This window comes from Corynebacterium testudinoris (assembly GCF_001021045.1).
Taxonomy (GTDB): domain Bacteria; phylum Actinomycetota; class Actinomycetes; order Mycobacteriales; family Mycobacteriaceae; genus Corynebacterium; species Corynebacterium testudinoris.
Map to the genome: position 1 here is coordinate 905,395 of NZ_CP011545.1, position 26,475 is coordinate 931,869.

The window sequence follows — 26,475 nt, forward strand, 5'->3', positions numbered from 1 at the left end:
AATCTGCCCCAGCTCGGGTTTGTGTCTGCTTGCCGTCTATCCCTGTGTCGTTGGTCTATGCGAAGATCACTTCATGACGCACCATTCGGTAACCGGCGACCACCCCGATGCAGAGGGGCATGTCAATTCGGACGACGGGAACGAGCCCGACACTCCGACTTCTGAGGAGACTGCAGCTGTCGAACGGGAGCGGGACAGGCTTCGAACGCTGGTCAGCAGCTTTAGTTCCACGGATATCACGAGCGGCGATTGGTTTGTCAAGCTGCTGACGGTATCACTGGATGCATATACGAAGAAGACTGACTGGGCCTACTTCCAGGAGAAGTATCACGGAGTGCCCGCCGACGCAATCGTCGATCAACGAATCAAGATGGCCGCGAAGTATGCGTCTATTGAAGGCGGATTGTCTGCCTTTGCATACACGGGCGCCGTCGCTGCAACAATTGGAAGTCTTGGCGGAGCATCACCAGCCGCCATCCCGGCCGCTGTTGGAACTGTCATGGTTGATATCGCCTACATTTCGCAATTGCAGCTTCGACTCGCATACGACATTGCTGTGCTTTACCGGGTACCACTGGACATGGACGACCCTGAGGACCTCTGGAAGCTGATCCGCGTAGCTTTCACAATCAAGGGCAGTGAGCTTGCGCGAGAGGGTGCCATCAAGTTCGTCCCTGCTCTAATGCGACCGCTTATCAAGCGTTTTTATGCGGGTCCGGTCTTGAACGCAGCGAGAGGACTTCCGTTTGTCGGCAAGTTCCTTCTGCAGCGGAACGTGATCAAGATCGGAATTCCACTGGTGGGTATCCCTCTCGCAGTGGCTATGAATCGCTGGACAACATTCATCGCTGGGCGACATGCACGGAAGGTGTTCCGCAATGAAGCTCGAGTCATTGAAAGCGCAGAGCGGTTGGTCAGTAGAACGGAGCACCCACATCTCCTGCCTTGGGTCTCCTGGCTGGCAGTGAGCTGCGATGAGAAGACTTCGGACGACGAGTCCTTGCTGATGCGGCATCTCTTGCGGCTCATTCGCGACCGACACGAGATTGACGACGAGGAACTTGCCGGGGTAGTCGACCTCGACCCAGAGGATGTCTGGCGGCGCATCAAAGCCGAAGGAGGGGACCTTAGCGACGTCATCACTGCTGCCCGAACGGTGATCAGTATCGACGGAGACGTGAACAAGCGCGAGCAAGAATTCCTCGACGAACTCGAACGTCGTTGTCGGCAACCCTGATCGACGTGTCGCAGCGCACTAGACGGTTTGGTTCGTCGTTCTAATATGTGACTCCCGCTGGGCGTCTTGACTAGCACGTCGACTCCCGTCCCTGTTGTTAAAGGCGGAGATCTCGCCGTTGGTGATGCTGAGGGGTTCCTGCACACGCACATTCGGCCTCCTTACGAATGGGAACCTCACGAGCTTGTGGCTCGTCCCGTGTGGCTCTATTCCCCGGACCATTGGACAGACCCTGTCCATCGACTGGGTGCCGCTCGTGATCTTTTGCGCAGCAAGCTGGCCGCTCAGGTTGTTGGGCTTCGTGACTCTGTTGAGTTCCGGCTTGACGTCTAGGTCATGAGATCGAACCATTGAGGGACTTGAGTACAACATGTACAAGTTGTGCCATTTTTGCATGACCTCTGTGACGTTGTCCCGGGTCCGCAGCCAGCAGAGCGCCTATATCGCTGCAGTACAGCGCTAGCCTGTCGAATTCACCTCGCGTGGAGCCATCCGTCGCGCGGTACTGGTCTCACCGGAGTTTTACGACCGCGCGTTGCGAGCTCTGGAGGGCCGGGCCGATATTCACGCTGCTATCGCTGCTCAAAGTGAGGAGGGGCGAGTCGGCCACGAGGATCTCATGCGCGAGCTGGACCTCTGAACCGTCCCCGTGCCGTTAGCCATTTCCCATCTGTGGCGAAGGCGATTCGAAGGTTCGACAAGTCGACGGCACGTCGCTTGAGCGGCGCAATATAGTTGATTGCAAGTGACCCGCGATCTTCTGGGTGGATTCAGCTAAAGGGGGAGGGCAGAGACAATCGAGTCGTCGATGAGATCGAGGATGATGAGCGGATTGTCCTCGTGCTCAAAGTCGGGCCCGCCGTGAGGCATATCGATGGAGGGACTATTAGTACGTCGACTGCTGAAGCAGATAGTCGACCGAGATCGCCTAAGGTGGCTTTAGTTACTGAAATCGCATGTCGGACGAGCAGAAGGCTGGGTGGATTCTTCTATGATTGATGGTCCTACGGCACCTGAAGCGCTTTCCCTGTGCGAGCTGCTAGACGAGCATCGTGGTGAGTTTCAGAGGCTTCTAGAGCGGTACGGCGCAGCTCGGCCAAGGATATTTGGATCCGTTGCTCGCGGTAGCTTTACACCAGAGTCCGATATAGACATTCTGGTCGAAATGGATCCTGCTGATGGAAATCTCCTGATGCGAGCCTCTGGACTAATGGAGGAGACCCGATTGCTGTTTGGCCGGGACGATATCGACGTATTGCCCGTTCAGCTGCTTAAGTGGCAGGTCTTGGCGTCGGCACTTGCTGACGCAGTCGACCTTTGAGCTGCGACCCAGCTCAGCTCATTCACGAAACTCTCGCAGCCGTTGTTTGGTCCGACCGATAGGTCTTAGCTTGGCATTACAGCTTGAGTTCGCAGGCAACTGAGGGATTTGTAGTGGAGGAGAGTTGTCGCACATCGCCCCTCGTCCCGCCTACGATCGGCAACTCATAAGTGTGGGGCCACGCTAGAGTCCCAAGTGAAGGTCGATGTGTCCCGATCTTTGGCCACAGGTACCGGATGGTTCAGCTTCGATGTCGCCACCTTCTCACACTCCAGTCCTCAGGCACGATCGAAACCTCCATCGTCCACAATGAGGACTTGGGGGTGATAATCATTAAGCTCATCAATCAGGCCGTATCGCACCTGCAAGAAGAAAGTAGAGCTATGAACACTCCCTCGCGTCAGCGGGCATTGATTCTTGACCGACTTGCTATATCGCCCATGCGCTGGTGGTGGGCCATCGTTGTTTATGTCATCGCCATCGTGGTGACGAGCGCACTCTCCTACGGAGGGCTGCTAATCGGCTGGGAATGGATCAGCTCTCAGGGACAGATGGTGGGCTATGCCCTCGCGCTCCCGATTGTGCTCTTAGCCTGGATCCGCCGATGGTCTTTCGGTGATCGGTTGATTTCGGCTGCGGGCACCACCAAGATTTTCGGGCAGGAATGATCCCCAGATCACGTCGTCGTCTGGTTGTTCCACGAATTGGTAGGTCGGCTCGGGCCGGAGGGTTTCGGCTCAGGTGGTCAGGAAGAAACAACAGCCGGTGGCGAGTGACCGTGCTCGAACAGCTTCCGCCACTGCGGCTCCCATTTCCAGCCCTGCGGTAGGTGCAGGACCAACCGTCGTGCCCTACGAGCAATGCGGGCCGCCACCATGACGATCCGACGCCGGATCGTCGCAGTCGTAGCCCTGGCCAGTGCCCCGGCCGCGATGGTCCCGGCAGCCCTGGTGAGGTTGAAGGCCATGACCGCCACCACCAACCACGCCGCGTTCGCGGTGAACACACCTGAAGGCATATGCGCCAGCGCACTGTTCTTCAGATCGGCGTTGACCTGCTCGATGACCGCATGCTGCCGGTGGGTCTTGTCCGCGGCCACGGTACCCAGCAGGTCTGGGTCGGCGGTGGTGAATACCGCGTGGAAGCGGTGCAGATCAAACAGGCCCGGCTGATCGATATTCTTCTTGTTCAACTCCGGGATCCGGCGCACCACCAGCCGACCGGGAACCTGATCAGCTGCCTTCTTCGACGCAAACGCGATGAAGGGGACTTCCGCGACTTCCGCTGAGGAGATCCAGGTCTGGGTGTCCTCATCAAAGAGCGCGTCGGTGTACTCAATTGTTTCCCAGGACGTGTCCGGGATCGTGGCAATCGCGTTCTGGATGTTGGGCGTCATCCGCGCGGTGATGGACACATCAGCACCGGCGGTGAGTGCTGCGTGGATGCTGGGCCGGCCGTAGAAAGCGGAGTCCGCGCGTACGAGGATTTTCTGCTGGGCCATGGCGGGTAGGCGTCGGGTGGTGGTGATGGCATCGGCAATCAACCGGCCTGCCCCACGCGCCGAACCACAGGACCCTCGGCGCAGGCGCTGGGCTACGACCACCGGGGCAGACTCTGTCGTGGTGACCGTCGCCAGCAGAGCATTGAGCCCACGAACACCGGAGTAGCCGAAGCCGGCGCCTTGTTTCTGGTGGCCGTGGACTTCGATGATGGTGTCGTCGACATCGACGAAGACATACCCGCTGGTGGCAGCTGGGGGTGCGGGTACCAGGCCCGGTGACTGGTCAGCCAGGTTGATCAGGAAGCGGGAGGCCACGGCATCCAACTGGCGCACGTGCCCGAAGGTGAAGGCCCGGAGGAAGGATCCCAGGGTCGACGGCGCGTAGATCCGGGTAAAGAGTCGGTTCATGCCGCCGTGGCGCAACAGGTCCATGTCGTCAATCGAGTCGGCACCGGCGACCATGCCGGCGACCAGGGAGGTGATCTTCGCCCCGGCGTTGGCACCCTTGTCGCCTGCGATACTCATCCTGTGCTGTGCCAGGGTCGACAGGCCAGCAGTGTCGGCCAGGCGCATGGCTGGGACCAAGCCGGCGGCCGACACGAGGTTGGGGTCATCGAATGAAATAGAGAGTGCCGCGGGAGTGTGAGATAGTTGCACCTGAGAGATGCCCTCCTGGATGGGGAATATAGACCTTCGACAAGTCGTATTATCCCAGTTCAGAAGGGTATTTCTCTTTTTCCCACGCCGCTACCCCAAAATCACATCGGTGGATCCAGGCTTAGTGTTCGGTCGAAAGCTCTCGCGTCCCCTCGGATGGATTGGTTTGGGTGGCCGGCAGCTTGGCCGCACTCTCCTGATCGGGACCGGCTACGGGCTGGCCTGCTGGCTCACTGTGAGCCTCTTGCAGCGCCTGTTCAACCTCGGAAATGGCGGAACGGTCAGTGTGCTCCGTGAGGGCGGTGTCGGAACGAGCGTGTCTGCGACCGTGACTCTTCTAGCCAGCGTCGCGCTAATAGCTCCAGTGTGTGAGGAATTGTACTTTCGTGCGGGGATTTTTCGGCCACTCCGTGATGGATTTTCAAAGGGAGCAGCTGTTGGGTCTACCCGGGTACGGGTATCGACGCTCCTGGCATTCCTTCTCAGCGGCGTCGCCTTTGTGAGCGTGCACGGGGGAGGAGCCGCAGACATCTTTCTTTTGTTTGTGCTCGCGGCTTTCTTCACTCTTGCCTATCTGACCACAAGTTCTTTGACAGGCGCCGTCGCGGCGCACGCGGTAAACAACATCATCTCCCTGTATGGGGCGCTCGCGGTCATGGGGAACCTCCAGTGGTGGGTATGGGTTGTGCCCGCTGCGGGCGGGATAATCGCAATTGCCGTGTCGGTAGCGCTAGGCGGCGTGTTCGACAAGGCCGACAATGACGCGAGCATTGCCGCCACTCATGGAACCTCATCGTAGGCACCCCTGTTGCCGTGGGAAACGTCGCTCAGGTGCTCCGGGTGCTCGGAGTGCTGGAGCAGGTCGTTGAGGCGGCAGACCCGCTTGCTAGGGACATCGGTCGTCTTCGAGCGGGGTCTATTGGGAAGAGACGTGCGCGACGACGACAGATTGGGGTCGCTGTCGACCGCGGGGACCGAGTGTAGATGGTCGGTCAAGAGCACTTCACCGGTGGATGTCGCAGCGAAGGCTCCGCCACTCTTGTCTGATGATCGATCCGGGGCATTACCGCCAGGAGGAAAAGTTCTAGACGTCGGGTGGAAAGTTCCCTGGATCACCTTGTAAACTTTCCTCATGAAAACTGCTCTGGAATTCCTCAGTCATTTTGGCATCTGTAAGCCGCAACCTGCTTCTGACTGGCAAGGTCCCATGCCGCTGCCAGCTGCGCTCGCCGATTTCTACCAGCAGGTCGGTCCATTTGGTGAGGAAGACCTCACGACGGCGGGGAAATCTGGCCGGAAGCCTCGCGGCATTTGGTTCTATGGCGGCGGCGGCAACGAGGTCTTTTTCCCTCGCCTGTCCGATCTGTGGAAGGCTCAGGACGCCTTTGGGTGGAACTTCCGTGATGATGTCCCGATTGAGGGCTGGCCGCAGAATTGGTTGGTGTTCGCGGACGAGGCGGGGGAGGTATTCGTCTATGACTCGGACGCCGACGTCGTGCGTTTTCTGCTCCCGGGTGAAGATATTGAGGATGCCAAAGAAATTGCCGGTACGCCCATTGAAGTGACCGGTGCAGTCGCGCTGTTCTCGCTGCGTGATGAGGAAGCCGGCGACTCAAAGTTCACTGAGGATTTCGATCTCCTTCCTTCGTGGGTCGAAAAGGTTCGCACGGAAATGGAGGAGAAGTTCGGGGCCACCGGCCGGGATGTCATGGCGGTGTACACGGAGTCATAGTCAGCCTCACCAGACCAATCGGCTCCAGCTCCAGCTCCAGCTCTAGCTCCGTGCCTCCTGCCAAATGTAGCTTCCACCTCGCGGGGGCAATCGCCGCTGGCTACATTGGCTGATCAATGAGAGAACTTTCGTGCCTTCAGCTGCGGCATCGAGAAGGATCCCGTACTTTATTTCCATGACCAATGGACTAGATTTTCTCAAGCACTTCGGCGTCTGCGCGCCTCAGCCCGCCTCTGACTGGCAGGGGCCAATGCCGCTGCCCCCGGCACTCATTGAGTTCTATCAGGAGATGGGTCCTCTCGGAGAGGACGGCCGAAAGCCTCGGGGTGTCAGCTTCGACTGTGGGGGCAACGACATTCTCGTCCCTCGACTGGCGGATCTCTGGAAGGAACAGGATGCCTTTGGGTGGAACTTCCGGAAGAATGTGCCGATCGAGGGGTGGCCCCCGAGCTGGCTGGTCTTCGCAGTCGAAGGCGCTGATGCTTTTGTCTACGACTCGGATGCGGATGCTGTGCGTTTCATCCTTTCCGGTGATGAGATCAAGAGGGCGTACAAAATCGCCGGTACACCGAGCGATGTGGTGGCTGCGCTCGCGCTGTTCGCGTTGAGGCTCGAGGAAGCGGGAGACTCTGCCAGGGGCGAAGATTGGGAACTCAGGCGGTTGTGGGTCTGGAAGGTTCGTCGGGAGATGAGGTCCAAGTTTGGGAGGACTGCCCGGGGCGTCGTGAAGGTTCTCACCAAAGTGTGATAGCTCGAACCCCGCGAACCCCCTCGGCCAGAGAGGCGAACCGAGCAAACGGTCGCACGCCACGGCACGCGCTGAACTACTGCACTAGCGACAACTCGGTGCATTTCGCCGACTCACTTGCACCGCGGAAAACGGGGGAGAGCTTTCTGCCTCAACTAAGATCATTGCGGGACCGTCCCCCTGCGCAGAAAGCCTTGCCATGACAACTCAATCCCGCTTCCGCCTCGTTCCGATGCGCCCCCGCGACCCCGGTGAAGAGGGTCGTACTGCGTCGACGCTGGAGCTGTTTTTCGATCTGGTTTTCGTCGTCGCTGTCAGTACCGCGGCAGTCCAACTACATCACGCCCTTAGCGCAGGCCATGTCTGGGACGGGATCGCCAGCTACGGGATGGTGTTCTTCGGGATTTGGTGGGCGTGGATGAATTTCACGTGGTTCGCCACCAGTTTTGATACTGATGATTGGTTGTATCGCGTTCTCACGTTCGTGCAGATGGCCGGAGTTTTGGTGCTTGCCTCGGGCATTGGCCCCGTCTTCGAGCACCGCGATTTCACGGTCCTCATCATCGCCTACATTGTCATGCGTCTGGCGATGGTTGCCCAGTGGTTGCGGGCTTCCCGGTGGGCGGGGCCGACTCGCCGAGCGACGCAGATCTATGCCGCAGGGATTGCCGTGGTGCAGGTGATATGGCTAGGTTCGCTCCTTCTGCCAACGGACCTGTTCTACGTCGCCCTGGTAGTCCTCATCTTGGCGGAGCTGGCGGTGCCGATCCTCGCTGAGAACACTGGGTCGACGCCCTGGCACCCGCACCACATCACGGAACGCTACGGCCTGTTCGCGCTCATCTTGCTTGGCGAGAGCCTTTTGGCCTCCGCCAACGCCATCATCGAGGCCGTCCACGACGACCATGATCTTGGCCCTTTGATCGCGATGGCGGTGCTCACGTTGGTCGCGACGGCCGCGTTGTGGTGGATCTATTTCTGGCCGCCGCATCACAACGCTATTAGCTCGTTTAGTAGTTCCTTGGTTTATGGGTACGGGCACTTTTTTATCTTCGCTGCGGCGGGAGCGTTCTCTGCGGGTATTGAGGCTGAGATCGATGTCATCACTGGGCGCAGCGAGCTGCATCAGCCGTGGGCTTCTTTCGCGTTTACTATCCCGCTAGCCGTGTTTATCCTCGGCATTTGGGTGCTGGCGATAAGGTCTCACGCCGACCGGATCGTCAATACTGTCGTGCCGTTGGCGGGCATCCTAGTACTCGTCGACCCACTCATTCCCGTCCCGTTCGCGCTGACTGCGGTGATCTTGGCGGTCACTGTCGCGGTGCTCGTCTGGCGGCCGCCGGTGGACGAGGTGAGGTAGCCTGCGCCATAGAAGGCCACATTAGGAGGAATCACCCATGAGTTTCACTGTTTATCTTTCCGGCGAGATCCACACTGATTGGCGCGAGCAGATCCAGCGCGGGGCCACCGCTGCGGGGCTCGATGTCGTCTTTACGGCTCCGGTGACTGATCATCCGGCCAGTGATGCCGCGGGTGATCACCTTGCTCATGCTGCCAGCGGCTTCTGGCGCGATCATCAGTCCGCCAAGGTCAATTCCATTCGTACTCGGACGCTCATCGAGCAGGCGGATATGGTCGTCGTCCGCTTCGGTGAGGAGTATAAGCAGTGGAACGCTGCTTTTGACGCGGGCTATTGTGCGGCTCTAGGTAAGCCCTATGTGACGCTGCATGGTGAGGACATTGTTCATCCGCTCAAGGAAGTCGATGCCGCAGCCCAGGCCTGGTGCACGACGCCCGATCAGGTCGTGGAGATCTTGAGATACGTGCTTAAAGCCTGACACACGTCAGTAGTGATAGCGGCAGGCGGCAATGCGAAGCTCTGTTGCGGTGAGTTTATAGACGAGCCGGTGCTCGTCGGTGACGCGGCGAGACCAGTAGCCGGCGAAGTCGTGCTTCAGCGGCTCCGGTTTGCCAATCCCCTCATTGCCGTTTCGGACAATGTCTTTCACTAGCAGGTTGATTCTTTTCAGTACTTTTCGGTCTTGCGTTTGCCACCAGAGATAGTCGTCCCACGCATGCTCATCCCAGACAGGCGGCATCATGTGGTTCGCCGCGGCCGGCTTCAAGGCGTTCCATGGCGTCGAGAAGACGCCGCGCGTTAGCGGGGGAGCGGAGCAGGTAAGCAGTTTCTCGAAGGGATTCGTAATCGGCGAGCGAGACCATGACGACAGGGTCGTGTCCGGCTCGAGTAACGACGATTGCTTCGCGATCATTGGTCACATCGTCCAGAACCTGTGCGTAGTTGGCACGTGACTCGGTGTAGCTCATAGTTCTCATTGCGGCGCGCTACCCCTTGAGCACCTCGACCATCTTCTCCGCAGTTTTCTTCGCCGAGCCGGGGTTTTGCCCGGTGACAAGGTTGCCATCTGCGATGGCATAGGGGGCAAAAGGAACGAGGGTTTTGTGGTAGTCGGCGCCGCGCTCTTTCATGTCGGCTTCCACGTTGTACGGTACCAGCTTTGCGACGCCCGCGAGGACTTCTTCCTGCCAGGAGAAACCTGTCAGGCGGCGGCCATCGACGAGAAGGCGGCCGTCGGAAAGCTCTGTGTTCAATAGCCCGCAGTAGCCGTGGCACACGGCGCCGACGACGCCACCGGCTTCGAAGATCTCGCGGGTGAGGCGTTGGAGGCCTTCGGAGTCGGGGAAGTCGTACATGACGGCGTGGCCGCCGGTGAAGAAGATGGCGTCGAAGTCGGAGGATTGGAGCTGGTCTGGGGAACGGGTGTCGTCGAGAAGCGCCATGCGTTCGGGATTCTCGTGCCACGCCTTCGCGGACTTGTCGTAGGTGGGGAATTTCAGCGACCGCGGCTCGAGCGGGGAATGGCCGCCGACCGGGCTGACGATGGTTTGCTCAAAGCCTTGGGCCTCGAACTCGTCCCAGGCGTGGGTGAGCTCGGAGAGCCACAGGCCGGTGGGGTGGGAGGGGTCGGATTCGTAGTGGTCGACGTTGGTGACTACGTGGAGGATGCGCTTGGTCATGGTGTGCTCCTTAAGTGAGGATGGCGGCGAACGAGGTGCGGACGCGGGCGTCGATAGTCGTGGGGTCGTGATTGTCGAGCTTCCCATCGAGATGGAGAAACGCCAGCCCGTGGGCCAGCGCCCACGCCGCAGTGGCCAGGGCGGGCGCATCCGAGTCGGGGAAGACCTCCGCGACGGCGCTGGTCAGGAGATCATTGAGGTCTCTAGCGGCGCGTACTCGCTCGTCGTCGCGGTCATCGCACTCGCGGCCGAACATGAGCTTGAAGCGGGCCGGGTGGGCCAAGGCGAAGCGGACGTAGATGACGCCGAACTCGGCGAGATCAGCCGGATCGGAGGGGGGAGAGGGCAGCGACCCGAGCTGGGCCCGGAGGTCCTGGAACCCGTCGATCGCCACCGCAGACTCAAGCGCCTCCCGGTCATTGAAGTGCCGGTAGGGCGCAGCATTGGACACGCCCGCCCGCTTGGCCAGTGCCCGCATGGAGAAGTTCTCCCCGGACTCGAGCATGTCTGTGGCATGGGTGAGCAACGCCGTCCGCAGATCACCGTGGTGATAGGAAGATTTGGCTTCGGTCGCCATCTCATCTGCACTTTCCGCGCCTGTGCTCGGCGCCCCTGAATTCATTGCCATTCATGGTATCCCCGCTGGGCCGTGTTTTCAGTGCCGTTTTCAGTGCCGTTTTCAGTGCCGAGCGTTGAGCCAACGGCGGTAGCGACGCAGCGCGAGTTTCTGGCGTACCTGTTCCGCGGCGAACGTCAACCACGGATTGGCCCCCGGGCGCGTGGGCTTGCCAGCACCTACTCGGCGCAGTTGGACGCGGACGCGGGCCATCGACATGGCCGAGGCGATGGTCTTGTCCTTCGCCGTGATGGGTGCCAATGTCACCTTCGCTGCCTGGTCTTGCTGCCACGTGTTCGGCAGGTCCGGGTCCACGGCCAAGGCCGAACCCATGCCGACGACCGCGACGCCCTCTGCCAGGACTTCCTCCGCGACGGGCAGGCGGGTGATGCCGCCGGTGAGCATGAGGGGGATGGGGCTCGTCGCGGCCAGGTCGGTGGCGAGTTCAAGGAAGTACGCCTCGCGGGCCAGGGTGCGTTCATCGGCGGAGGATCCGGTCATCGCGGGGCTTTCGTAGCTGCCGCCGCTGAGCTCGACGAGGTCAACTCCCAGGGGCGCGAGCAAGTCGATGACGCGCCGGGCATCATCGGCGTCGAACCCTCCGCGCTGGAAATCCGCGGAGTTGAGCTTCACGGCGACGGCGAAGCCCGGTTCGACTACGGAGCGGACTGCCCGCACGATGTCGAGCAGCAGGCGGGCGCGATTATCCAGTGAGCCGCCCCATTCATCGGTGCGCGTGTTGCTCAGCGGCGAGAGGAACTGGGACAGCAGGTACCCGTGTGCGGCGTGGATTTCCACGCCGTCAAAGCCGGCCTGCTCCGCCAGCGCCGCCGTGGTGGCGAAGCGGTCGATGGTCTCCCGGATCTGGGCAGGCGTCATTTCGGTTGGCTCGGCGAAACGTCCACTTTGCTTGCCGACGTCCACGCGACGCGCCGAGGGCGCCCATGCCACGCGACGCGCCGAGGGCGCCCATGCCACGCCCGGCATGTCCGCCATGACCTGGCGCCCGGGGTGGTTGATCTGCATCCACACCCGCGCGCCACCGGACTTAGCAGCGTCCGCCCAGCGGCGGAAGGGGTCGAGGGGCTGGTCGCCGTCGAGGACGACGCCGGCTGGGCCGGTCATTGCGGCATCGTGGACCATGACGTTTCCGGTGATGAGAAGGCCCGCGCCGCCGTTGCTCCAGCGTCGGTACAGGGTGGTCAGTTCATCGCCGGGCAGCTGGCCGGGGGCGGACATGTTTTCTTCCATCGCGGCTTTGGCGATGCGGTTGGGCAGTGTCGCTCCGTTGGCGAGAGTGAGGGGTTCAAAGACGAGAGACGTGGAATGTAAGCGGTGCATACATGGGAGGGTAGCGAGCTAAGTTAACGGTGTCAACATCGCGGTGGCGCGTGCGTCAGTCCCTCATCCAGCCCTCGACGTCGCAATTCCGCCCGGGCCCGATCCAAGCCCCCATGCTCCAGGGCAGCGAGCGTGGTCGTGCCCGTCCACACGTGCTTGCCAAACCTTGACACAGTCACCGAGAGATCACCCACGAGATGCTCCAGGTCACCCGGTGTATTCCGATGCTCGCTGGGCAGCGGTACCGGCAGCACGAAAGCCTGGTCCAAGGGAGCGGAGGCCGACACCTCAATCCGCCACCCGAAACCGCGACCCGATAGATGCCACTGCTCGTCGGACGTGGTCGTGGTGACCGGACTGATGGCGGGATCGCCGAGTCGTATGACGCGGCCGTCGGGAAGCATCACCACCAACGCCGTCACCTCGACCGTGAGGGGGCCGGAGGTGACCACACCTCCGGCGAAGGCCACTGACGCGCCGGGCTCCGCGAAGCCCTGCGCCTGACCCCACCACCACGATTCGGGAAAGCCTTCGCGACCCCAGTTCTTCTCCGAATAGACTTGGGCACCATCGAACTCCCAGGTCTCACCGCCGACCCTTGCCGTGCCCGATGCGCGACCGCTGGGCAGCCACGGGTGCCAATATTGGTTGAGTGCCGGGATCGTCTGGAAGATGCTGGACCCGCCGAGCATGCGGTGCGGCCACGGGCTGAGATCGTGGAACGTCACGTCGAGTTGCGCGTCTTCGCCCAGGTTGACGTGCAATTCTCGGTCGCTGCCATCAAAGGCTGGCCTGGCGCCCTCATCAGGAGAAAACCCGCCACGGACGCCGAGACCATCGGGATTGGTCCATGCACCGTCGAGGGCCTCGGTGCGCACGACGCCATTCGGCCATGAAGCTAAACCGACCGTCGACCAAGCCCCGTCAGGACCTTCGTTTGCTCCGCACAGCGCGATGACCACCCGGCCGGTGTCCGGGTCGGTGATTCGCCAAAAGTACCCCTCCATCGCCACTCCGCGGTGGGCGCGACGGGGATCGCCAAAGAGTGGGTCGGCTCCGGTGGAGCGGTACTTGCTCATGAGGGACATGCCGCAAGTGAACCACAGGCCGCTAGTCTGGGCGTTCAGGAACCGACGAGAGGACATTCCCGATGAGCACCGAGAAAATGCCCGAGGAAGAACGCGACGTATTGCTGTCGTTCCTGTCGGAGCATCGGCGGCTGCTCCGGCAAACCGTCCTACAGCTCACCGACGAGGAAGCTCGCCGCCGCCTCGTGCCCTCCTTGACCACTCCGATGGGGCTTCTCAAACACGCGGCCTTCGTTGAGAATGTGTGGTTTGTGTGCCGTTTCGGCGGGAAAACGCGCGCTGACATGGACATTCCCGAGACTGTGGATGAGAGCTTCATTCTTGAGTCCGACGACACCCTCGCAGACCTAGCTGCAGAACACGAGAAAGCCATTGCTGCCGCCGACCGGGTCATTATCCAACTAAACCTGGACGATCGCTGCATCCATCCGAGCATGGGCGAGCTCACTCTCCGGTGGGTGCTTACTCACTGCATCCGCGAGCTAGCCCAACACGCAGGCCACGCTGACATCCTCGTCGAGCAGATCGTGGCTCAGCGTTCCGCCTGATCAACGGTGTGGGGGAGTTCCGTCCACGTGGCGACGACGTCGGTATCGGCCGACTCGGCCACTGCGCGCAGCTCCTCCGCGTAGTGCGCAATTGAGTCAAACGCATCTTCGCCGTGCGAACAGATCCACGCGGTCACGTGCTCTGTAGATACCCGCACCAGCGCGGGGAAGAAACAGCCCCCATCGAAGGCGACACCAGTGTCGTCCTTTTCCATTGCTTCCCACCACCGGCTGATTGTCAGCCACAGCTGGTCGCCGTCGTCGTAGGAGTGGAAGTCGGCTTGCAGCTTCACCAGGGACGTTTCCGTCCACGGTGTCGGGCCCAGCTTCGACCAGTCATAGTTCAGTTCATAGTGAGTAGCCATGTCTTCGACCATAGGGCAGCTATCGGCAATGATGTTCGATCATCCGAATAGTCCAAGGGAATTGGTGGCGGCTGCCCAGGGATCATTCGAAAGTGGGTCGACGCCGCGCGGCTTTGATATCTGATCGGTGCTTCTTCGTTGCTAATCGACGCCGCACTGATCCCCGCGTCGGCTTCGTCCCCCGCCGGGGCGGTGGTGGCGGCGCCAGTGCCTGGCGCAACAGCGCAGCCATGCGCTCCCGGGCTTCCGCCCGGTTGCGAATCTGAGACCGCTGCGTGGACACGGAGACGGTGAGCACGGTTCCGCTGGTCCGATTGTCGAGATTGCGCAAGGCCCGACGGCGTTGAGCATCGGTCAACGCACTCGTAGCTGCAAGGTCGATCGATAGCTGAACCTTGCTATCGGTGGTGTTGACACCCTGGCCACCAGGACCCGAAGACCGGGCAAAACGTTCATTGAGATCTGCCGCAGGAATAACCAGGCCCTCGGGAACCCCGGGACCTGGCGCGATAGGCAGATCTTTCATGGCAACCACTCTAGCTGGCTCTACGCGGGCACTTCTGACGTGTGCTAGAGATAGATATGGGCTTGCTAACAACGCGTGAACGTCGACGGGCAGAACTCACGGTCCGACGTTGTTCAGTATTCCCGGCCGGTGATCTCTCGCCATGAATTCACTTGTCCGAGCCACTCCCAAGGCTTTGATTGCCTTAAATGTCCTGTCTGATGCTCTCGCCACGTCTTTCCTAGCCGCGAGTATCGGTTTCTTGGTCTTAGACCGCTCCACTGTGCATCCGGGATTGTCGATGTCACTCGTGGGAGCATTTCTCTTTCTCGGGATCGTGCTGTCGTTTCCCGTGGGAGCTCTCGGGGATCGCTGGGGTACTCGCCGAGTCCTCATGGCGGTTCAAGTGGTACAGGTTGCCGTTTACCTAGCCATGTTCTTTAGCTCGGGTTACACGTTCGTCATTGTGTTGGCAGCCGCGTTCGGATTGGGGCGGGTCGTGTCACCTCTGCGAGGTGCGCTCCCTCCTCGCTACATCGACAAGCAAGAGTTGATTGGTTTCAAATCACGCCTGCGCACCTGGACGCTCACGGTTGCGTTGCTGGGTAGTGCGCTCGTCCCGATAGTGCTGCGTTTTGAAACCCGGCTGTATCTAGCCGTCGCCTTCGTGGGCATGGTGGCGTACCTGGCCTGCTATTCAGCGACGTACCTGCTCAGGGGTGAAGGCGCTAGCGGTCAGCCGGGGGAGCATCGAGCGCGCGTGCCGATGGGGCTTCAAGCGGGGGACTGGGGAATATGGTGGCTGCTTGTGGGAGGCTTCCTCATCGTCGGTATCGCCGGGGCGTTGCTCCCGTTCGTCGTCGCCGGTTTCGGGCCGGGCTATGCCTGGCTTCTGTTTGCGTCCTCAGTCCTGGGAATTGTGGTCAACGATGCCGTGCGGAGACTCATTTCCAGGGTGACTTCTCCAGATGGTCGAGTGGCCTATCCTCTAAAGCTGATTGCTGTTGCATATCTGACTGGGATTGGCTCAGTCGGGTTCTTTCTTTTTCTCCTGACTTCCTCAGTTGCCCCGGCTGTGATTCTGCTTGGTTTCCTGGTGGGGTCACTTCTGGGAACAGTCGGTGAAGTACTGAACGTGGTCGTTGCCTGGGATGTGCAGTATTCAGTGGGTAATGAATCGCGGCGAACGTCGATCGTGGCGCTGTTTTCGCTGACGTCGTCACTGGGCGGGAGCGTAGGACAGCTCGTGAGCGGCCGGATATATTCGGCCGCCGTCGATTGAGCTGGCCTGGAAAACTACTTCGCCAGGACGACGAGAAACTCCAGCGTTCCGGCGTCTTCAACCGCAACGAATCCCAGGTTAGGTGCTTCGACGCCGAAGTCGGACCAGGTGATGGGGATGCTGCCAGCCGCGTTGATCTCGCCGTTGACTACTGCGACCTGGAGCGTCGCGGAGGCCGGCTGGGTGACGCCGTTGATGGTCAGGTCGCCCTGGACGGTGACATCGATCGGGTCGCTGCCCAGGCCTTCGAGGGAAGCAGGCTCGGTGATGGTGAACACGGCGTTCGGGTTGGCGGTGGTGTCGATGGCTTGGGTACGGAAGTAGTTGTCGCGGCGGTCAGAGTCGGTGGTCACGCTGGCCAGGTCGACGGTGATGCTGCCGGAGTTGAGGGTGCCGTTGTCTACGGCGGCGTCGCCAGTGACGGTCTCGGTGCGGCCGACGACGGTGACGTCGGCGCCGTTGAGGACTTCGTTGACTCGGTATCCCGCGTAGGAACCAGTGCTGATGGTCCATGCCCCATTGATGTCGGTGGCAGCATCGGTTGTGGCTGTGGCTGAGGTGCTGCTGCTCAGGCTGGGGGCGGCGACGTCGCTTGATTCATTTGCCGCGTAGATGCGGGGAATGATCAATGCTGCCGCGATGATTATTGCCAGTACCGCGACAGCGATGGCGATGATCTTCTTGGTCCTACCGGAACTGTTCTCGGTCATGGTGGTCTCCTTAGGTTGCCTTGAGGTACGAGACAACGCTAAACCCTCGTTGTGGACATGTCACCATGATTGAGGTACTTCACAGGAATTTCCGGAGAAACTCTGAATAGCGATCGTTTCCGAGTGCGCGGTCGCCCGACGAGACGAATCGCAGGTAGATCGTCGATTATGTAGGTCTCGAAGCGAGGTCACATGCGCTGGGCTGGAATTAATTGCCAAGTGCCGTGATGTGTCCCACACTCCCATGGCGGGACATTGTGCCGGGGAGCTAGGCGGGGGCGTCGTAAAGCTCCCTGGCGGCGATGATGCTGGACATGTGCGCATTGGCCCACTCTTTGAGGACGTCGAGGGGCTCGCGCAGCGAATGCCCCTCCGGGGTGAGTTCGTACTCGACGCGCGGTGGGATTTCTGGGTACTGGGTGCGTTTGACCAGGCCATCGCGTTCTAATGCGCGCAGGGTTTGGGTGAGCATTTTTTGGGAGATGCCATCAATGCGCCTGTTGAGCTCGCCGAAGCGCAGTGGGCCGTCGGATAGGGCACCCACGACGAGGAGGGTCCAGGTGTCGCCGATTCGGTCGAGGAGGCGGCGGGTGGGGCAGTCGCGGTTGTAGGGGTCCCAGGCGTGGGTGGCCATGGTTGGGATCCTCTCGGGAACGAAAGAGTGCGATACGAACTTTTGGGTAAGTACTAGCCATTGCGTTGTTACTTACTTATCGTAAGTGACCAGGGTTTCAGAAAAAAGCCCATAGACAACAAGGAGTTTAGGAACATGGCACGGATTATCGTTGTGGGTGGCACTGGCTACGCCGGTGGAAATATCGTTCGGGAAGCCGCGCAGCGCGGGCATGAGGTCACGGCACTGTCGCGCACCGCGCCTGCCGACAAGACACCTGGTGTCACCTATGTAGAGGTAGACGTCTTGGACTCAGCGGCCCTTGCAGCTGCCCTGGAAGGCGCTGACGTGATTGTCGGAGCTCTCTCACCGCGCGGCGCACTGGAAGGAAAGCTGGAAGGCGTCTCTAAGGAAGTCGCGGACTTTGCAACGAAGTCCGGTACCCGATTGGGAGTTATCGGCGGCGCGGGATCACTTCTCGTCGCCCCGGGCGGCCCGACCGTGGCTTCGGGTGAGGGGTTCCCGGCAGAGATCAAGCCCGAGGCCGATGAGATGGCCCGCATTCTCGATGACCTGCGTGCCTCCGACGAAGCCCTCGACTGGTTCTACGTAAGCCCGGCCGGCAGCTTCGGCCCTTGGTTTCCCGGCGAGCACACCGGTACGTTCCGCATTGGCGGGGACGTCCTCATGGTTGATGCGGAAGGCAAGAGTGAGATCTCGGGGGCGGACTTCGCCCAGGCGGTGGTCGACGAGATCGAGCAGCCGGCTCATCGCCGTGAGCGGTTCTCGGTGGCTTACTAGCTCTACACTGGCGCCATGCCCGCCATCACCGTCGTCCACCATGGACAACTCACCGCCAAAGCCGCCGCCGATGGCCTTAAGGTGTGGGAGCGCGCGGATCCCGGTTCCCCGTGGAGCGCAGACTTCCAGTGGACGCTGCCGGAGCTCGTCGCGATTTCCCATAGTGACCGGCTGAGCAGGCGGGACGCCTTCATCGCCTACCGGGGTGACACCCCGGTGGGGATGGCCAAAGTGATTCTCCCCTTGTTGGACAACCAACACTTGATGGAATTGCAGATGCGGGCGGCGCCGGACGATATAGATGTGCTGGACGCGCTGTGGCGCGGCGTCGATAACCTTCGGAAAGATACGGCCCGCACGACGGTGAATTGCGTCGCGCTGCAGGGGCTCACGGGTACGATCAACTGGTTGCGCAGCCACGGATTTAACCGGGTGCATGAGGAAATTATCAGTACGTTGGTGCTGGACGATGCGGCTGAGCCCACGACCAGCAGTGACTACGAGCTAGTGAGCTTCGAAGGCGCCACGCCCGAGAATCTCGTGGAACCGATGTGCCGCCTGCGTGAGCGCATGAGCACCGATGCCCCCATCGGTGAGGCCGACGTCGAGCCTGAGGTGTGGGACGTCGACCGCATCAAAGCGTGGGAAGCGAAGATCGCGGCCGGGGGTTTCGCCGTGTTCACCGCCGTGGCGCTGCGCAGGGCAACCGGGGAGGCCGTCGCGTACACCACGCTGGAGACATCGCTGGAAGGCAGGGAATTCGCCTACCAGGATGGCACCTTGGTGCGAAAGGAAGACCGCGGCCACGGGCTCGGCCGAGCCGTCAAACTGGAGAATATCCGGCTGCTCCAGCGCAACTACCCCAGCGTGAGCAGGATCCACACGTGGAACGCGGTGGACAACCACTGGATGCTGGCCATCAACCGCGACCTGGGCTTTGAGGAGACGGATCGGCTGCACTCCTGGCAATGGCGGCAGAATTGAGCTGGCCGTGGCTACCCTGGTGTCATGACAACGACACCTGAGATTCTCCCTGACCTTGATACCTCCGACATCGCCCGAGTCCTCATCGTTGTCGCCCACCCCGACGATGCAGAATATGGACTGTCGTGCGCGGTCGACCAGTGGACCCGCGCCGGGGTAGAGGTGGCGTACCTGCTGCTCACCCACGGTGAAGCGGGGATTCGTTCCCTCGACCCGGCTGAGTGTGGCCCGCTGCGCGCCGAGGAACAGCGCCGCGCCTGCGAGGCCGTTGGCGTGAGTGATTTGACGCTGCTCGATCATCCTGATGGGCAGATGGTGTATGGCCTGGATCTGCGCCGCGACATCGCCCGTCGCATCCGCGAGTTCCGCCCCGATACCGTCATCACCGCGAACTTTGAGCTAGAGGCCTATGGCACGTTCAACCAGGCCGACCATCGCGCGGTGGGGCTGGCCACGGTGGATGCCGTCCGCGACGCCGACAATCCGTGGATCTTCAGCGATCCCGATCTGGAAGCCTGGAAGGTCACGCGCTTGCTCATCGTCAATGCTGGCGAACCCACCCACAGGATGCTTATCGACGCCGCGGCAGTCCAGGCAGGCATCGCCTCCCTGTCCAGCCACGTGCGATACCTGGAGGAGCTGCCCAATCACCCCAAGCCGGACGTGTTCATCCCGAAGATGCTGGAGCAGCCGGATGGCCAGCCGGCCGTGCAGTTCCGGGTTTTCGACCCGGTGTAGGCCGGTATAAGCCCGCGCGCATATCCAACTTTCGGACAACACCCGGGCGCCCACCCGGCTGTGACCCACCAAACAAATGAGGCTAAAGTTGTCATTATGTCCCGCCTGAGTCCGCTGAACTGGCCCGTCATTAAGCAATTGCGCGATGGTGACGCCTTTGGCCGAGATCACAATGCCGAATCGCCGAAGAGTGAGCACATGCACGCTCGCACCTCCGAGGCAGACCGCGTGGTCAAGAGCGTGTGTCCGTACTGCGCGGTGGGCTGCGGCCAGCTCGTCTACGTCAAGGATGAGAAGGTCATTCAGATCGAGGGCGATCCAGATTCGCCGATCTCCCGCGGGCGGTTATGCCCGAAGGGTTCGGCATCGGAGCAGCTGGTTAACTCTTCGTCGCGCCAGACGGAGGTGTTGTACCGCGCACCGAAGTCCACCGAGTGGCAGCGGCTCGACCCCGATGAAGCAATGGATATGATCGCCGAGCGCTTCATCGAATCCCGCCGCAACGGTTGGCAGGACACCGACCAGTTTGGTCGCCCGGTCAACCGCACCATGGCCATCGCCGGCCTGGGTGGTGCGACGCTGGACAATGAAGAAAACTACCTGATCAAGAAGCTATTTACAGCCGCCGGCGCCATTCAGGTGGAAAACCAAGCTCGTATTTGACACTCCGCCACGGTTCCTAGTTTAGGAACCTCGTTTGGCCGCGGTGGAGCGACCCAGCCACTGCAGGATATGGCGAATGCAGACTGCATCGTCATTCAGGGTTCAAACATGGCCGAGGCTCACCCCGTTGGATTCCAATGGGTGATGGAGGCCAAGAAGCGCGGAGCTCGACTCATTCACGTCGATCCGCGTTTCACCCGGACGTCAGCGATGGCGGACCGTCACATCGGTATCCGGGCCGGTAGTGATGTCGTGCTGTTGGGCGCGCTCATCAGCTATGTCATCGAAAATGATCTGTGGTTTAAGGAGTACGTCCTTAACTTCACCAACGCTGCCACGCTGATCAATGAGGAGTTCCTTGATACCGAGGACCTCGACGGGTTGTTCTCTGGTTTCGACCCGGAGACGGGCCAGTATGACAATGAGACGTGGGAGTACCAGCGGGAGACCCATGCCGTGCGGGTAGAAACGCCGACGGACACGGATCAAAATGATGAGCACCAGAAGGCCGCGTGGGCGGAGTCCGCCGGAGATGGTGGCGCGCCCCTGGATACCTGGCACTTCAAGCAGGATCCGACGTTGCAGGATCCGCACACCGTGTTCCAGATCTTGCGTCGCCATTACTCTCGCTACACCCCGGAGTTGGTGCAGGAAACCTGTGGCATTCCGATCGAGGACTTCTACTACCTCGCGGAGTCCATTACCCAAAACTCCGGTCGCGATCGGACGACGTGCTTCGCCTACGCCTTGGGCTGGACCCAGCACACGTTGGGCGCTCAGTTCATCCGTACCTCCGCGATCTTGCAGTTGCTGCTGGGCAACATGGGTCGTCCGGGCGGCGGCATCATGGCGCTGCGCGGGCATGCGTCCATCCAGGGCAGCACGGATATTCCGACCTTGTTCAATTTGCTGCCGGGCTACCTGCCCATGCCCACGGTCCAGGAGCAAAGCTTCAATGACTACTTGTGGACGGTGTCGAACCCGAACCAGGCTGGTTTCTGGCAGAAGGGCGATACCTACGCGGTGAGCCTGCTCAAGGCCTACTTCGGTGAGCATGCCACGAAGGACAATGACTGGGGTTTCAACTGGATACCCAAGCTCACGGGCGCGCACTCGACGTATCACACGCTGCAGGCGATGCTGCGTGATGAGGTTGAGGGCTACCTGGTCTTTGGCCAGAACCCTGCGGTAGCCCAGTCCCATGGGCGCCTCCAGCGCCTGGGTCTTAGCCACCTCAAGTGGCTCGTGGTGCGTGATTTCCAGCTCATGGAGACCGCCACGTTCTGGAAGGACTCCCCGGAGGTGAAATCCGGTGAGCTCGTCCCGGAGGAGGTGGAGACCGAGGTCTTCTTCATGCCTGCCGCCAACCACGTGGAAAAGTCGGGCACGTTCACTCAGACCCAGCGCATGCTGCAGTGGCGTTTCCAGGCTAAGCAGCCGCCGGGAGAATCAACCAGCGAGCTGAAGTTCTTCTATGACCTGGGCGTGCGCATCCGCGAAAAGCTCGCTGATTCGGATGATCCGCGCGACCTTCCCTTGCAGAACATCACTTGGGATTACCCGGTGGATGAGCACGGCGACCCGGACCCGGAGGCGGTGCTGCAGGAGATTAACGGTTTCCATGTCTCCGGTGACAAGGCCGGCCAGCTGCTCAGCTCTTTCGGTGAGATGAAGGCGGATGGTTCGACCTCGGGTGGCTGCTGGATTTACGCGGGTGTGTTCGCCGACGGTGTGAATCATTCGGCGAAGAAGCGTCCGGGGCGTGAGCAGAATGAGCTCGCCATGGATTGGGGTTGGGTGTGGCCGTTGAACCGGCGCCTGCTCTACAACCGTGCCTCCGCGGACGCAGACGGCAAGCCGTGGTCAGAGCGGAAGAAATACGTGTGGTGGGACGAGTCCCAGGGCAAGTGGGTCGGCGACGATGTTCCCGATTTCCCCGTTGGCCTGCGCCCGGACTACAAGCCCGAGCACACCGCCGTGGGCCCTGCGGCCTTGGCCGGAACCGACGCCTTCATCATGCAGGCGGACGGCAAGGGTTGGCTGTTTGCCCCGAAGGGCATGGTGGATGGTCCGCTGCCCACGCACTATGAGCCGCATGAGTCCCCGGTGGGCAACGCGGTTTATGAGCAGCAGCAGTCGCCGGCGCGTCTCACCTTCCCGGGCGCGGACAACTTGTCCAAGCCGGAGCCGGGTGAGTTCGGCTCGGATGTGTACCCGTTTGCCTTCTCCACGTATCGCCTGACCGAGCATTACACCTCGGGCGCGATGTCGCGGGCGTTGCCGTTTCTCGCGGAGCTGCAACCGGAGTTGTTCTGTGAGGTCTCGCCGGAGTTGGCCAAGCTGCGTGGGTTGGAAAACGCCGGGTGGGCGACGCTGATTTCTCCCCGCGGGGCGATTGAGGCTCGAGTCCTGGTCACTGACCGGATGCCGGCGATGATCATCAACGGGCAGGAGTATCACAACATCGGTTTGCCCTTCCACTTTGGCAATGGTCCGTATTCGCCGGTCACCGGTGATGGCCCCAATGATTTATTGGGCATCACCTTGGATCCGAATGTGTCCATCCAGGCGTCGAAGGTCGGCGCGTGTGATATCCGAGCTGGCCGGCGCCCCCGTGGCGCGGCGCGCGATGATCTGATCACCTTGTATCAGGTGAGGGCGGGTCTGACCGCGGCGTCGGGTAACACCAAGGTCACCGATCCGGTGGGTTATCTCGAGACCGAGGATCGCTTGGAAGAAGACATTGAGGTTCGAGAGGGACGGGAAGGAGAACGCGCATGACGACGACTAACACCAACGATCTGACGGAGTCGCCCTTGCACGTGGGCTACGCCCCGGGCGCGAGGAAAGCGTTCTTCACCGACACCTCGGTGTGCATCGGTTGTAAGGCCTGCGAGGTCGCGTGCAAGGAGTGGAACCGCAACCCGGTTGAGGGCTATGAGTTGTCGGGTAATTCCTACGACAACACTGGTTCCTTGGGTGCGGATACCTGGCGGCATGTTGCCTTCATCGAGCAGGACGAAGAGCGCATTGATATTGCCCGCGAGTCGGGGCGCCAGCTCATCGGGTTGGGGATGCCGTCCATGGCGCCCCCGGCCGAGGAGGCTCGAAGCGATCACCCCGATACGCCCGATTTCCGCTGGCTCATGTCGTCGGATGTGTGCAAGCACTGCACCAACGCTGGTTGCCTCGATGTCTGCCCGACGGGCGCGCTGTTCCGCACGGAGTTTGGCACCGTCGTGGTCCAGGATGATGTGTGCAACGGCTGCGGAACCTGCGTCGCCGGGTGTCCCTTCGGCGTCATTGAGCGTCGCCCCGACGGGGGAGTGGTGAAGAAGGACACCCGCGAGGGGCCCGATTTCACGGAGGGTGTGCAGGCCCCGGCGAAAAACGTCGGCGTCGCGCAGAAGTGCACCCTGTGTTATGACCGCCTCAAGGATGGACTCCAGCCGGCGTGCCAGAAGGCCTGCCCGACGGAGTCGATTCAGTTCGGTGATTACGAGGAAATGCTGGCCCGCGCCCGTGAGCGGGTCGCTCAGCTCCACGCGCAGGGTCGCACCGAGGCGCGCCTGTACGGCGCGAACTCCCACGATGGTGTCGGTGGCACCGGTTCCATCTTCTTGCTTCTCGACGCCCCCGAGGTCTACGGTCTGCCGCCCGATCCGCGGGTTCCTACCGCGGATCTTCCCGCGATGGCGAAGAAGGCCGCGATTGCCGCGGCGGGAATGATGGTTGCCGTGGTCGGCTCGTTTGTCATCGGAGGACGCAAGTGACCAGTCGTTTTGATAGCTACCGCGATCCCGTGGAGCCTCGCCGCCGTGGTTCCGGCGGTGGGCGGAAGAAGAAGCGCCATGGTGCCGGCGCAATGGATGGCTCCCGTGAGGAGCGCATGGTCCCGGATATGCAGTTCGAGTCCTACTACGGCAAGCCGGTGGTCAAAGCCCCGCCGTGGGAATGGCCGATTGGCACCTATCTGTTCCTGGGTGGCGTGGCGGGTGGCTCGGCACTATTGGGGGCGGGCGCCCAGCTAAGCAACCGTCCAATTCTGCGGCGCAATAGCCGACTGGCTGCCTTCACCGCCGCCAGCGTCGGCTCCCTCGCCTTGATCGCGGACCTCGGACGCCCGGAGCGGCTGCTCCACATGTTCCGGGTGTTCAAGCTGTCATCGCCCATGAACGTTGGTTCCTGGATTCTGGCGAGCTTCAGCACGTTGGCCGCCGTGTCGGCTGCGGCGGAAGCTGATGATCTGACGGGCCGTCGTCTGCCGTTGCCTCAAGTAGCCCGCACGGTCACCCACCAGGCGGCAGCACCAACCGCGGGGCTCATCGCCGGGGCGCTCGGCGCGCCGTTGGCGGTCTACACCGCCGTGCTGTTTGGCGATACGTCGAACCCCGCCTGGAACTCCGCGAAGTTCCACCTCCCCTTCCTTTTTGTCAGCTCCGCCTCGGCGGCCTCGGGAGGGCTGGGAATGCTCACCACCCCCGTGGCAGAGGCGGGCCCGGCGCGTGCCCTGGCCGTTGTCGGCGCGGCCTGCGATGTCGCCGCGACGAAGGCGATGCACGCCCAGATCGATGAGATCTCGATGGAACCCTACGAGCACGGCACCGCCGGGAAGCTGCTCCACTGGGCGGAACGGCTCGTCATCGCTGGCGGCCTCGGAGCACTCATCGGCGGGGGCAACCGGAAGATCGCCGCGGCCTCCGGAGCTGCTCTCTTGGCCGGTTCGGCGCTCACCCGGTTCGGCGTGCTGGAGGCGGGGCTGCATTCGGTCACCGACCCCAAGTACGTCATCGAGCCCCAGAAGCGCCGTTTGGAAGATCGTGTCAACGCCGGTGATACCGGCGAGGGCATCACCACCGCTGGCTAGCGCACGGTGACGGTCCCGGCGGGACCCGCAATGGTCTCGCCGATGACCGGATACCCGGGGACCTCGCCGATGACGAGGAGACCTCCGGACGTCTGGGCGTCGGCAAGCATGATGAGGTCCTCCTCGCTGATGCCGTCCGCGCGCAGGTGTGGGCGGACCCAGTCGAGGTTGCGGCGCGAGCCGCCGGAGATGAACCCGTCGCGCAGCGCTTCGTCGGCGCCGTCGACGTGGGGGACGGTCGCGTGATCAATGATCGCGGCGACGCCGGAGGCCCGCATCATCTTGTACAAGTGACCGAGCAGGCCAAACCCGGTGACGTCGGTCGCCGCTTTTGCACCGGCGGCCACGGCGGCCTGCGAGGCCTCGCGGTTAAGTGCTGTCATCGTCTCGATCGCTGCGGGGAACACCTCCCCGGTGTTCTTGTGGCGGTTGTTGAGCAACCCCACACCGATCGGTTTGGTGAGGGTGATGGGGAGGCCAGCGGTGGCCGCATCATTGCGCATGAGGTGGGCCGGGTCGGCGATGCCGGTGACCGCCATGCCGTAGACGGGCTCGGGTCCGTCGATGGAGTGGCCACCCGTGACGGGCGCTCCGGCTTCGTTGGCGATGTCCATGCCGCCGCGCAGCACCTCGGTGAGCAACTCCATCGGCAGTTTCTCGCGCGGCCAGCACAGCAAGTTGATGGCCGTGACCGGGCGCCCACCCATGGCATACACATCAGAGAGGGCGTTGGCGGCAGCGATGCGGCCCCAGTCGTAGGCGGAATTGACCACCGGGGTGAAAAAGTCGGCGGTGGAGATGACCGCGATGTCGTCGGCGATGCGGACAGCCGCGGCATCGTCGCCGTCATCGAGGCCCACGAGGACGTTTTCGTCGCTGACGCCGGTCAGCCCGCGGACGGCCTCTTCGAGTTCTCCCGGGGGAATCTTGCAGGCGCAACCTCCACCGGCGGCGAATCCAGTGAGCTTGATGTCAGGTGTCATCCTTCAAACATTAGTCACGAGGTAGCCTGTCATGTGGAGGCGTACGTGTCCTGGTGGGCGCCCCGGTCTTCAAAACCGGTGAGGCCGAGTACCTCGGTCTGGCGAGTTCGATTCTCGTCCGTCTCCGCCATTTTTT

The 26,475-nt window shown here is 61.6% G+C and carries 28 protein-coding genes and 1 tRNA gene; 17 read left to right on the top strand and 12 right to left on the bottom strand.

The window, feature by feature from the left end:
• Positions 1 to 73 precede the first annotated feature (73 nt).
• The 3 genes from CTEST_RS13790 to CTEST_RS04470 all read left to right on the top strand — a co-directional run bounded on the left by CTEST_RS13790 (position 74) and on the right by CTEST_RS04470 (position 3,226).
• Positions 74 to 1,237 (top strand): hypothetical protein, encoded by a 1,164-nt coding sequence (locus CTEST_RS13790; RefSeq protein ID WP_047252722.1) that lies wholly within the window; start codon positions 74 to 76, stop codon positions 1,235 to 1,237.
• A 991-nt stretch (positions 1,238 to 2,228) separates the two neighbouring features.
• A complete protein-coding gene (locus CTEST_RS13905; RefSeq protein WP_047252724.1) occupies positions 2,229 to 2,558 on the top strand; it encodes a nucleotidyltransferase family protein in 330 nt (109 codons plus the stop codon).
• 383 nt (positions 2,559 to 2,941) lie between these two features.
• Positions 2,942 to 3,226, top strand: a complete 285-nt coding sequence (locus tag CTEST_RS04470) for a hypothetical protein (RefSeq protein ID WP_144413218.1) — start codon at positions 2,942 to 2,944, stop codon at positions 3,224 to 3,226.
• Positions 3,227 to 3,303: 77 nt separating this feature from the next.
• On the opposite strand, the gene CTEST_RS04475 is transcribed toward CTEST_RS04470, so the two are convergent.
• On the bottom strand, positions 3,304 to 4,716 hold the full coding sequence (locus CTEST_RS04475; RefSeq protein WP_083985432.1) for an IS1380-like element ISCli1 family transposase: 1,413 nt from the start codon (positions 4,714 to 4,716) through the stop codon (positions 3,304 to 3,306).
• Positions 4,717 to 4,735: 19 nt separating this feature from the next.
• Between CTEST_RS04475 and CTEST_RS13720 the strand changes: the two genes are divergently transcribed.
• The 5 genes from CTEST_RS13720 to CTEST_RS04500 all read left to right on the top strand — a co-directional run bounded on the left by CTEST_RS13720 (position 4,736) and on the right by CTEST_RS04500 (position 9,034).
• Positions 4,736 to 5,515 (top strand): CPBP family intramembrane glutamic endopeptidase, encoded by a 780-nt coding sequence (locus CTEST_RS13720; RefSeq protein WP_162488752.1) that lies wholly within the window; start codon positions 4,736 to 4,738, stop codon positions 5,513 to 5,515.
• Positions 5,516 to 5,848: 333 nt separating this feature from the next.
• A complete protein-coding gene (locus tag CTEST_RS13025; RefSeq protein WP_144413219.1) occupies positions 5,849 to 6,448 on the top strand; it encodes a hypothetical protein in 600 nt (199 codons plus the stop codon).
• Positions 6,449 to 6,623: 175 nt separating this feature from the next.
• Positions 6,624 to 7,196 carry a hypothetical protein gene (locus CTEST_RS13030; protein WP_052844299.1) on the top strand — a complete coding sequence of 191 codons (573 nt, stop codon included), beginning with the start codon at positions 6,624 to 6,626 and terminating at the stop codon, positions 7,194 to 7,196.
• A 199-nt stretch (positions 7,197 to 7,395) separates the two neighbouring features.
• Positions 7,396 to 8,556 (top strand): low temperature requirement protein A, encoded by a 1,161-nt coding sequence (locus CTEST_RS04495; RefSeq protein ID WP_236686140.1) that lies wholly within the window; start codon positions 7,396 to 7,398, stop codon positions 8,554 to 8,556.
• 37 nt (positions 8,557 to 8,593) lie between these two features.
• The gene (locus CTEST_RS04500) at positions 8,594 to 9,034 is read left to right on the top strand and encodes a YtoQ family protein (RefSeq protein WP_047252728.1); all 441 of its coding nucleotides are present in this window, start codon (positions 8,594 to 8,596) and stop codon (positions 9,032 to 9,034) included.
• 6 nt (positions 9,035 to 9,040) lie between these two features.
• On the opposite strand, the gene CTEST_RS04505 is transcribed toward CTEST_RS04500, so the two are convergent.
• From CTEST_RS04505 to CTEST_RS04530, 6 genes are read right to left on the bottom strand one after another with little or no spacing between them, the layout of a single operon-like run.
• Positions 9,041 to 9,295: a Txe/YoeB family addiction module toxin gene (locus CTEST_RS04505; RefSeq protein WP_047252729.1), complete on the bottom strand. Its 255-nt coding sequence runs from the start codon at positions 9,293 to 9,295 to the stop codon at positions 9,041 to 9,043.
• The gene (locus CTEST_RS04510; protein WP_047252730.1) at positions 9,276 to 9,533 is read right to left on the bottom strand and encodes a type II toxin-antitoxin system Phd/YefM family antitoxin; all 258 of its coding nucleotides are present in this window, start codon (positions 9,531 to 9,533) and stop codon (positions 9,276 to 9,278) included. The genes CTEST_RS04505 and CTEST_RS04510 overlap by 20 nt, the downstream gene beginning before the upstream one ends.
• A gap of 9 nt (positions 9,534 to 9,542) precedes the next feature.
• The gene (locus CTEST_RS04515) at positions 9,543 to 10,235 is read right to left on the bottom strand and encodes a type 1 glutamine amidotransferase domain-containing protein (RefSeq protein ID WP_047252731.1); all 693 of its coding nucleotides are present in this window, start codon (positions 10,233 to 10,235) and stop codon (positions 9,543 to 9,545) included.
• Positions 10,236 to 10,245: 10 nt separating this feature from the next.
• On the bottom strand, positions 10,246 to 10,857 hold the full coding sequence (locus CTEST_RS04520; protein WP_236686141.1) for a TetR/AcrR family transcriptional regulator: 612 nt from the start codon (positions 10,855 to 10,857) through the stop codon (positions 10,246 to 10,248).
• A 57-nt stretch (positions 10,858 to 10,914) separates the two neighbouring features.
• Positions 10,915 to 12,192, bottom strand: coding sequence for an NADH:flavin oxidoreductase/NADH oxidase family protein (locus CTEST_RS04525; protein WP_047252733.1), 1,278 nt, complete (start codon positions 12,190 to 12,192; stop codon positions 10,915 to 10,917).
• A 32-nt stretch (positions 12,193 to 12,224) separates the two neighbouring features.
• Positions 12,225 to 13,280, bottom strand: a complete 1,056-nt coding sequence (locus tag CTEST_RS04530; protein ID WP_047252734.1) for a tocopherol cyclase family protein — start codon at positions 13,278 to 13,280, stop codon at positions 12,225 to 12,227.
• Between the two features lie 62 nt (positions 13,281 to 13,342).
• Between CTEST_RS04530 and CTEST_RS04535 the strand changes: the two genes are divergently transcribed.
• Positions 13,343 to 13,828, top strand: a complete 486-nt coding sequence (locus tag CTEST_RS04535) for a DinB family protein (RefSeq protein ID WP_047252735.1) — start codon at positions 13,343 to 13,345, stop codon at positions 13,826 to 13,828.
• On the opposite strand, the gene CTEST_RS04540 is transcribed toward CTEST_RS04535, so the two are convergent.
• Positions 13,813 to 14,193, bottom strand: a complete 381-nt coding sequence (locus tag CTEST_RS04540; protein WP_144413220.1) for a hypothetical protein — start codon at positions 14,191 to 14,193, stop codon at positions 13,813 to 13,815. The two genes, CTEST_RS04535 and CTEST_RS04540, sit on opposite strands and share 16 nt — an antisense overlap.
• A gap of 82 nt (positions 14,194 to 14,275) precedes the next feature.
• Positions 14,276 to 14,719 carry an alternative ribosome rescue aminoacyl-tRNA hydrolase ArfB gene (gene arfB / locus CTEST_RS13290; protein WP_083985434.1) on the bottom strand — a complete coding sequence of 148 codons (444 nt, stop codon included), beginning with the start codon at positions 14,717 to 14,719 and terminating at the stop codon, positions 14,276 to 14,278.
• Between the two features lie 142 nt (positions 14,720 to 14,861).
• Between arfB and CTEST_RS04545 the strand changes: the two genes are divergently transcribed.
• Positions 14,862 to 15,980, top strand: a complete 1,119-nt coding sequence (locus CTEST_RS04545; protein WP_083985435.1) for an MFS transporter — start codon at positions 14,862 to 14,864, stop codon at positions 15,978 to 15,980.
• A gap of 14 nt (positions 15,981 to 15,994) precedes the next feature.
• On the opposite strand, the gene CTEST_RS04550 is transcribed toward CTEST_RS04545, so the two are convergent.
• Together CTEST_RS04550 and CTEST_RS04555 are read right to left on the bottom strand one after the other, a co-directional pair.
• On the bottom strand, positions 15,995 to 16,690 hold the full coding sequence (locus CTEST_RS04550; protein ID WP_047252738.1) for a YceI family protein: 696 nt from the start codon (positions 16,688 to 16,690) through the stop codon (positions 15,995 to 15,997).
• Between the two features lie 268 nt (positions 16,691 to 16,958).
• Positions 16,959 to 17,324 (bottom strand): winged helix-turn-helix transcriptional regulator, encoded by a 366-nt coding sequence (locus tag CTEST_RS04555; RefSeq protein WP_047252739.1) that lies wholly within the window; start codon positions 17,322 to 17,324, stop codon positions 16,959 to 16,961.
• 135 nt (positions 17,325 to 17,459) lie between these two features.
• Here CTEST_RS04555 and CTEST_RS04560 point away from each other — a divergent pair, with 135 nt between their 5' ends.
• The 6 genes from CTEST_RS04560 (at position 17,460) to nrfD (ending at position 25,356) form a co-directional block, all read left to right on the top strand.
• The gene (locus CTEST_RS04560; protein ID WP_047252740.1) at positions 17,460 to 18,104 is read left to right on the top strand and encodes an NAD(P)-dependent oxidoreductase; all 645 of its coding nucleotides are present in this window, start codon (positions 17,460 to 17,462) and stop codon (positions 18,102 to 18,104) included.
• 15 nt (positions 18,105 to 18,119) lie between these two features.
• Entirely contained in the window at positions 18,120 to 19,088 is a 969-nt protein-coding gene (locus tag CTEST_RS13035; protein WP_052844300.1) for a GNAT family N-acetyltransferase, read from the top strand.
• 24 nt (positions 19,089 to 19,112) lie between these two features.
• Positions 19,113 to 19,826: a PIG-L deacetylase family protein gene (locus CTEST_RS04570; RefSeq protein WP_047252741.1), complete on the top strand. Its 714-nt coding sequence runs from the start codon at positions 19,113 to 19,115 to the stop codon at positions 19,824 to 19,826.
• 96 nt (positions 19,827 to 19,922) lie between these two features.
• On the top strand, positions 19,923 to 23,270 hold the full coding sequence (fdh, locus tag CTEST_RS04580) for a formate dehydrogenase (protein ID WP_236686142.1): 3,348 nt from the start codon (positions 19,923 to 19,925) through the stop codon (positions 23,268 to 23,270).
• On the top strand, positions 23,267 to 24,262 hold the full coding sequence (locus CTEST_RS04585; RefSeq protein ID WP_083985436.1) for a 4Fe-4S dicluster domain-containing protein: 996 nt from the start codon (positions 23,267 to 23,269) through the stop codon (positions 24,260 to 24,262). The genes fdh and CTEST_RS04585 overlap by 4 nt, the downstream gene beginning before the upstream one ends.
• Positions 24,259 to 25,356, top strand: coding sequence for an NrfD/PsrC family molybdoenzyme membrane anchor subunit (gene nrfD / locus CTEST_RS04590; RefSeq protein ID WP_047252744.1), 1,098 nt, complete (start codon positions 24,259 to 24,261; stop codon positions 25,354 to 25,356). The genes CTEST_RS04585 and nrfD overlap by 4 nt, the downstream gene beginning before the upstream one ends.
• Here nrfD and selD read toward each other — a convergent pair.
• The gene (gene selD, locus CTEST_RS04595; protein WP_047252745.1) at positions 25,353 to 26,339 is read right to left on the bottom strand and encodes a selenide, water dikinase SelD; all 987 of its coding nucleotides are present in this window, start codon (positions 26,337 to 26,339) and stop codon (positions 25,353 to 25,355) included. The two genes, nrfD and selD, sit on opposite strands and share 4 nt — an antisense overlap.
• Positions 26,340 to 26,374: 35 nt before the next feature.
• Between selD and CTEST_RS04600 the strand changes: the two genes are divergently transcribed.
• A tRNA-Sec gene (locus CTEST_RS04600) sits at positions 26,375 to 26,469 on the top strand.
• Positions 26,470 to 26,475: the final 6 nt, after the last annotated feature.

Bases quoted from the DNA above. Each gene is read 5' to 3' on its own strand.
- CTEST_RS13790 (WP_047252722.1), top strand. From the start codon at position 74: ATGACGCACCATTCGGTAACCGGCGACCACCCCGATGCAGAGGGGCAT.
- CTEST_RS13905 (WP_047252724.1), top strand. From the start codon at position 2,229: ATGATTGATGGTCCTACGGCACCTGAAGCGCTTTCCCTGTGCGAGCTG.
- CTEST_RS04470 (WP_144413218.1), top strand. From the start codon at position 2,942: ATGAACACTCCCTCGCGTCAGCGGGCATTGATTCTTGACCGACTTGCT.
- CTEST_RS13720 (WP_162488752.1), top strand. From the start codon at position 4,736: ATGGGGAATATAGACCTTCGACAAGTCGTATTATCCCAGTTCAGAAGG.
- CTEST_RS13025 (WP_144413219.1), top strand. From the start codon at position 5,849: ATGAAAACTGCTCTGGAATTCCTCAGTCATTTTGGCATCTGTAAGCCG.
- CTEST_RS13030 (WP_052844299.1), top strand. From the start codon at position 6,624: ATGACCAATGGACTAGATTTTCTCAAGCACTTCGGCGTCTGCGCGCCT.
- CTEST_RS04495 (WP_236686140.1), top strand. From the start codon at position 7,396: ATGACAACTCAATCCCGCTTCCGCCTCGTTCCGATGCGCCCCCGCGAC.
- CTEST_RS04500 (WP_047252728.1), top strand. From the start codon at position 8,594: ATGAGTTTCACTGTTTATCTTTCCGGCGAGATCCACACTGATTGGCGC.
- CTEST_RS04505 (WP_047252729.1), bottom strand. From the start codon at position 9,295: ATGCCGCCTGTCTGGGATGAGCATGCGTGGGACGACTATCTCTGGTGG.
- CTEST_RS04510 (WP_047252730.1), bottom strand. From the start codon at position 9,533: ATGAGAACTATGAGCTACACCGAGTCACGTGCCAACTACGCACAGGTT.
- CTEST_RS04515 (WP_047252731.1), bottom strand. From the start codon at position 10,235: ATGACCAAGCGCATCCTCCACGTAGTCACCAACGTCGACCACTACGAA.
- CTEST_RS04520 (WP_236686141.1), bottom strand. From the start codon at position 10,857: ATGAATTCAGGGGCGCCGAGCACAGGCGCGGAAAGTGCAGATGAGATG.
- CTEST_RS04525 (WP_047252733.1), bottom strand. From the start codon at position 12,192: ATGCACCGCTTACATTCCACGTCTCTCGTCTTTGAACCCCTCACTCTC.
- CTEST_RS04530 (WP_047252734.1), bottom strand. From the start codon at position 13,280: ATGTCCCTCATGAGCAAGTACCGCTCCACCGGAGCCGACCCACTCTTT.
- CTEST_RS04535 (WP_047252735.1), top strand. From the start codon at position 13,343: ATGAGCACCGAGAAAATGCCCGAGGAAGAACGCGACGTATTGCTGTCG.
- CTEST_RS04540 (WP_144413220.1), bottom strand. From the start codon at position 14,193: ATGGCTACTCACTATGAACTGAACTATGACTGGTCGAAGCTGGGCCCG.
- arfB (WP_083985434.1), bottom strand. From the start codon at position 14,719: ATGAAAGATCTGCCTATCGCGCCAGGTCCCGGGGTTCCCGAGGGCCTG.
- CTEST_RS04545 (WP_083985435.1), top strand. From the start codon at position 14,862: ATGAATTCACTTGTCCGAGCCACTCCCAAGGCTTTGATTGCCTTAAAT.
- CTEST_RS04550 (WP_047252738.1), bottom strand. From the start codon at position 16,690: ATGACCGAGAACAGTTCCGGTAGGACCAAGAAGATCATCGCCATCGCT.
- CTEST_RS04555 (WP_047252739.1), bottom strand. From the start codon at position 17,324: ATGGCCACCCACGCCTGGGACCCCTACAACCGCGACTGCCCCACCCGC.
- CTEST_RS04560 (WP_047252740.1), top strand. From the start codon at position 17,460: ATGGCACGGATTATCGTTGTGGGTGGCACTGGCTACGCCGGTGGAAAT.
- CTEST_RS13035 (WP_052844300.1), top strand. From the start codon at position 18,120: ATGCCCGCCATCACCGTCGTCCACCATGGACAACTCACCGCCAAAGCC.
- CTEST_RS04570 (WP_047252741.1), top strand. From the start codon at position 19,113: ATGACAACGACACCTGAGATTCTCCCTGACCTTGATACCTCCGACATC.
- CTEST_RS04585 (WP_083985436.1), top strand. From the start codon at position 23,267: ATGACGACGACTAACACCAACGATCTGACGGAGTCGCCCTTGCACGTG.
- selD (WP_047252745.1), bottom strand. From the start codon at position 26,339: ATGACACCTGACATCAAGCTCACTGGATTCGCCGCCGGTGGAGGTTGC.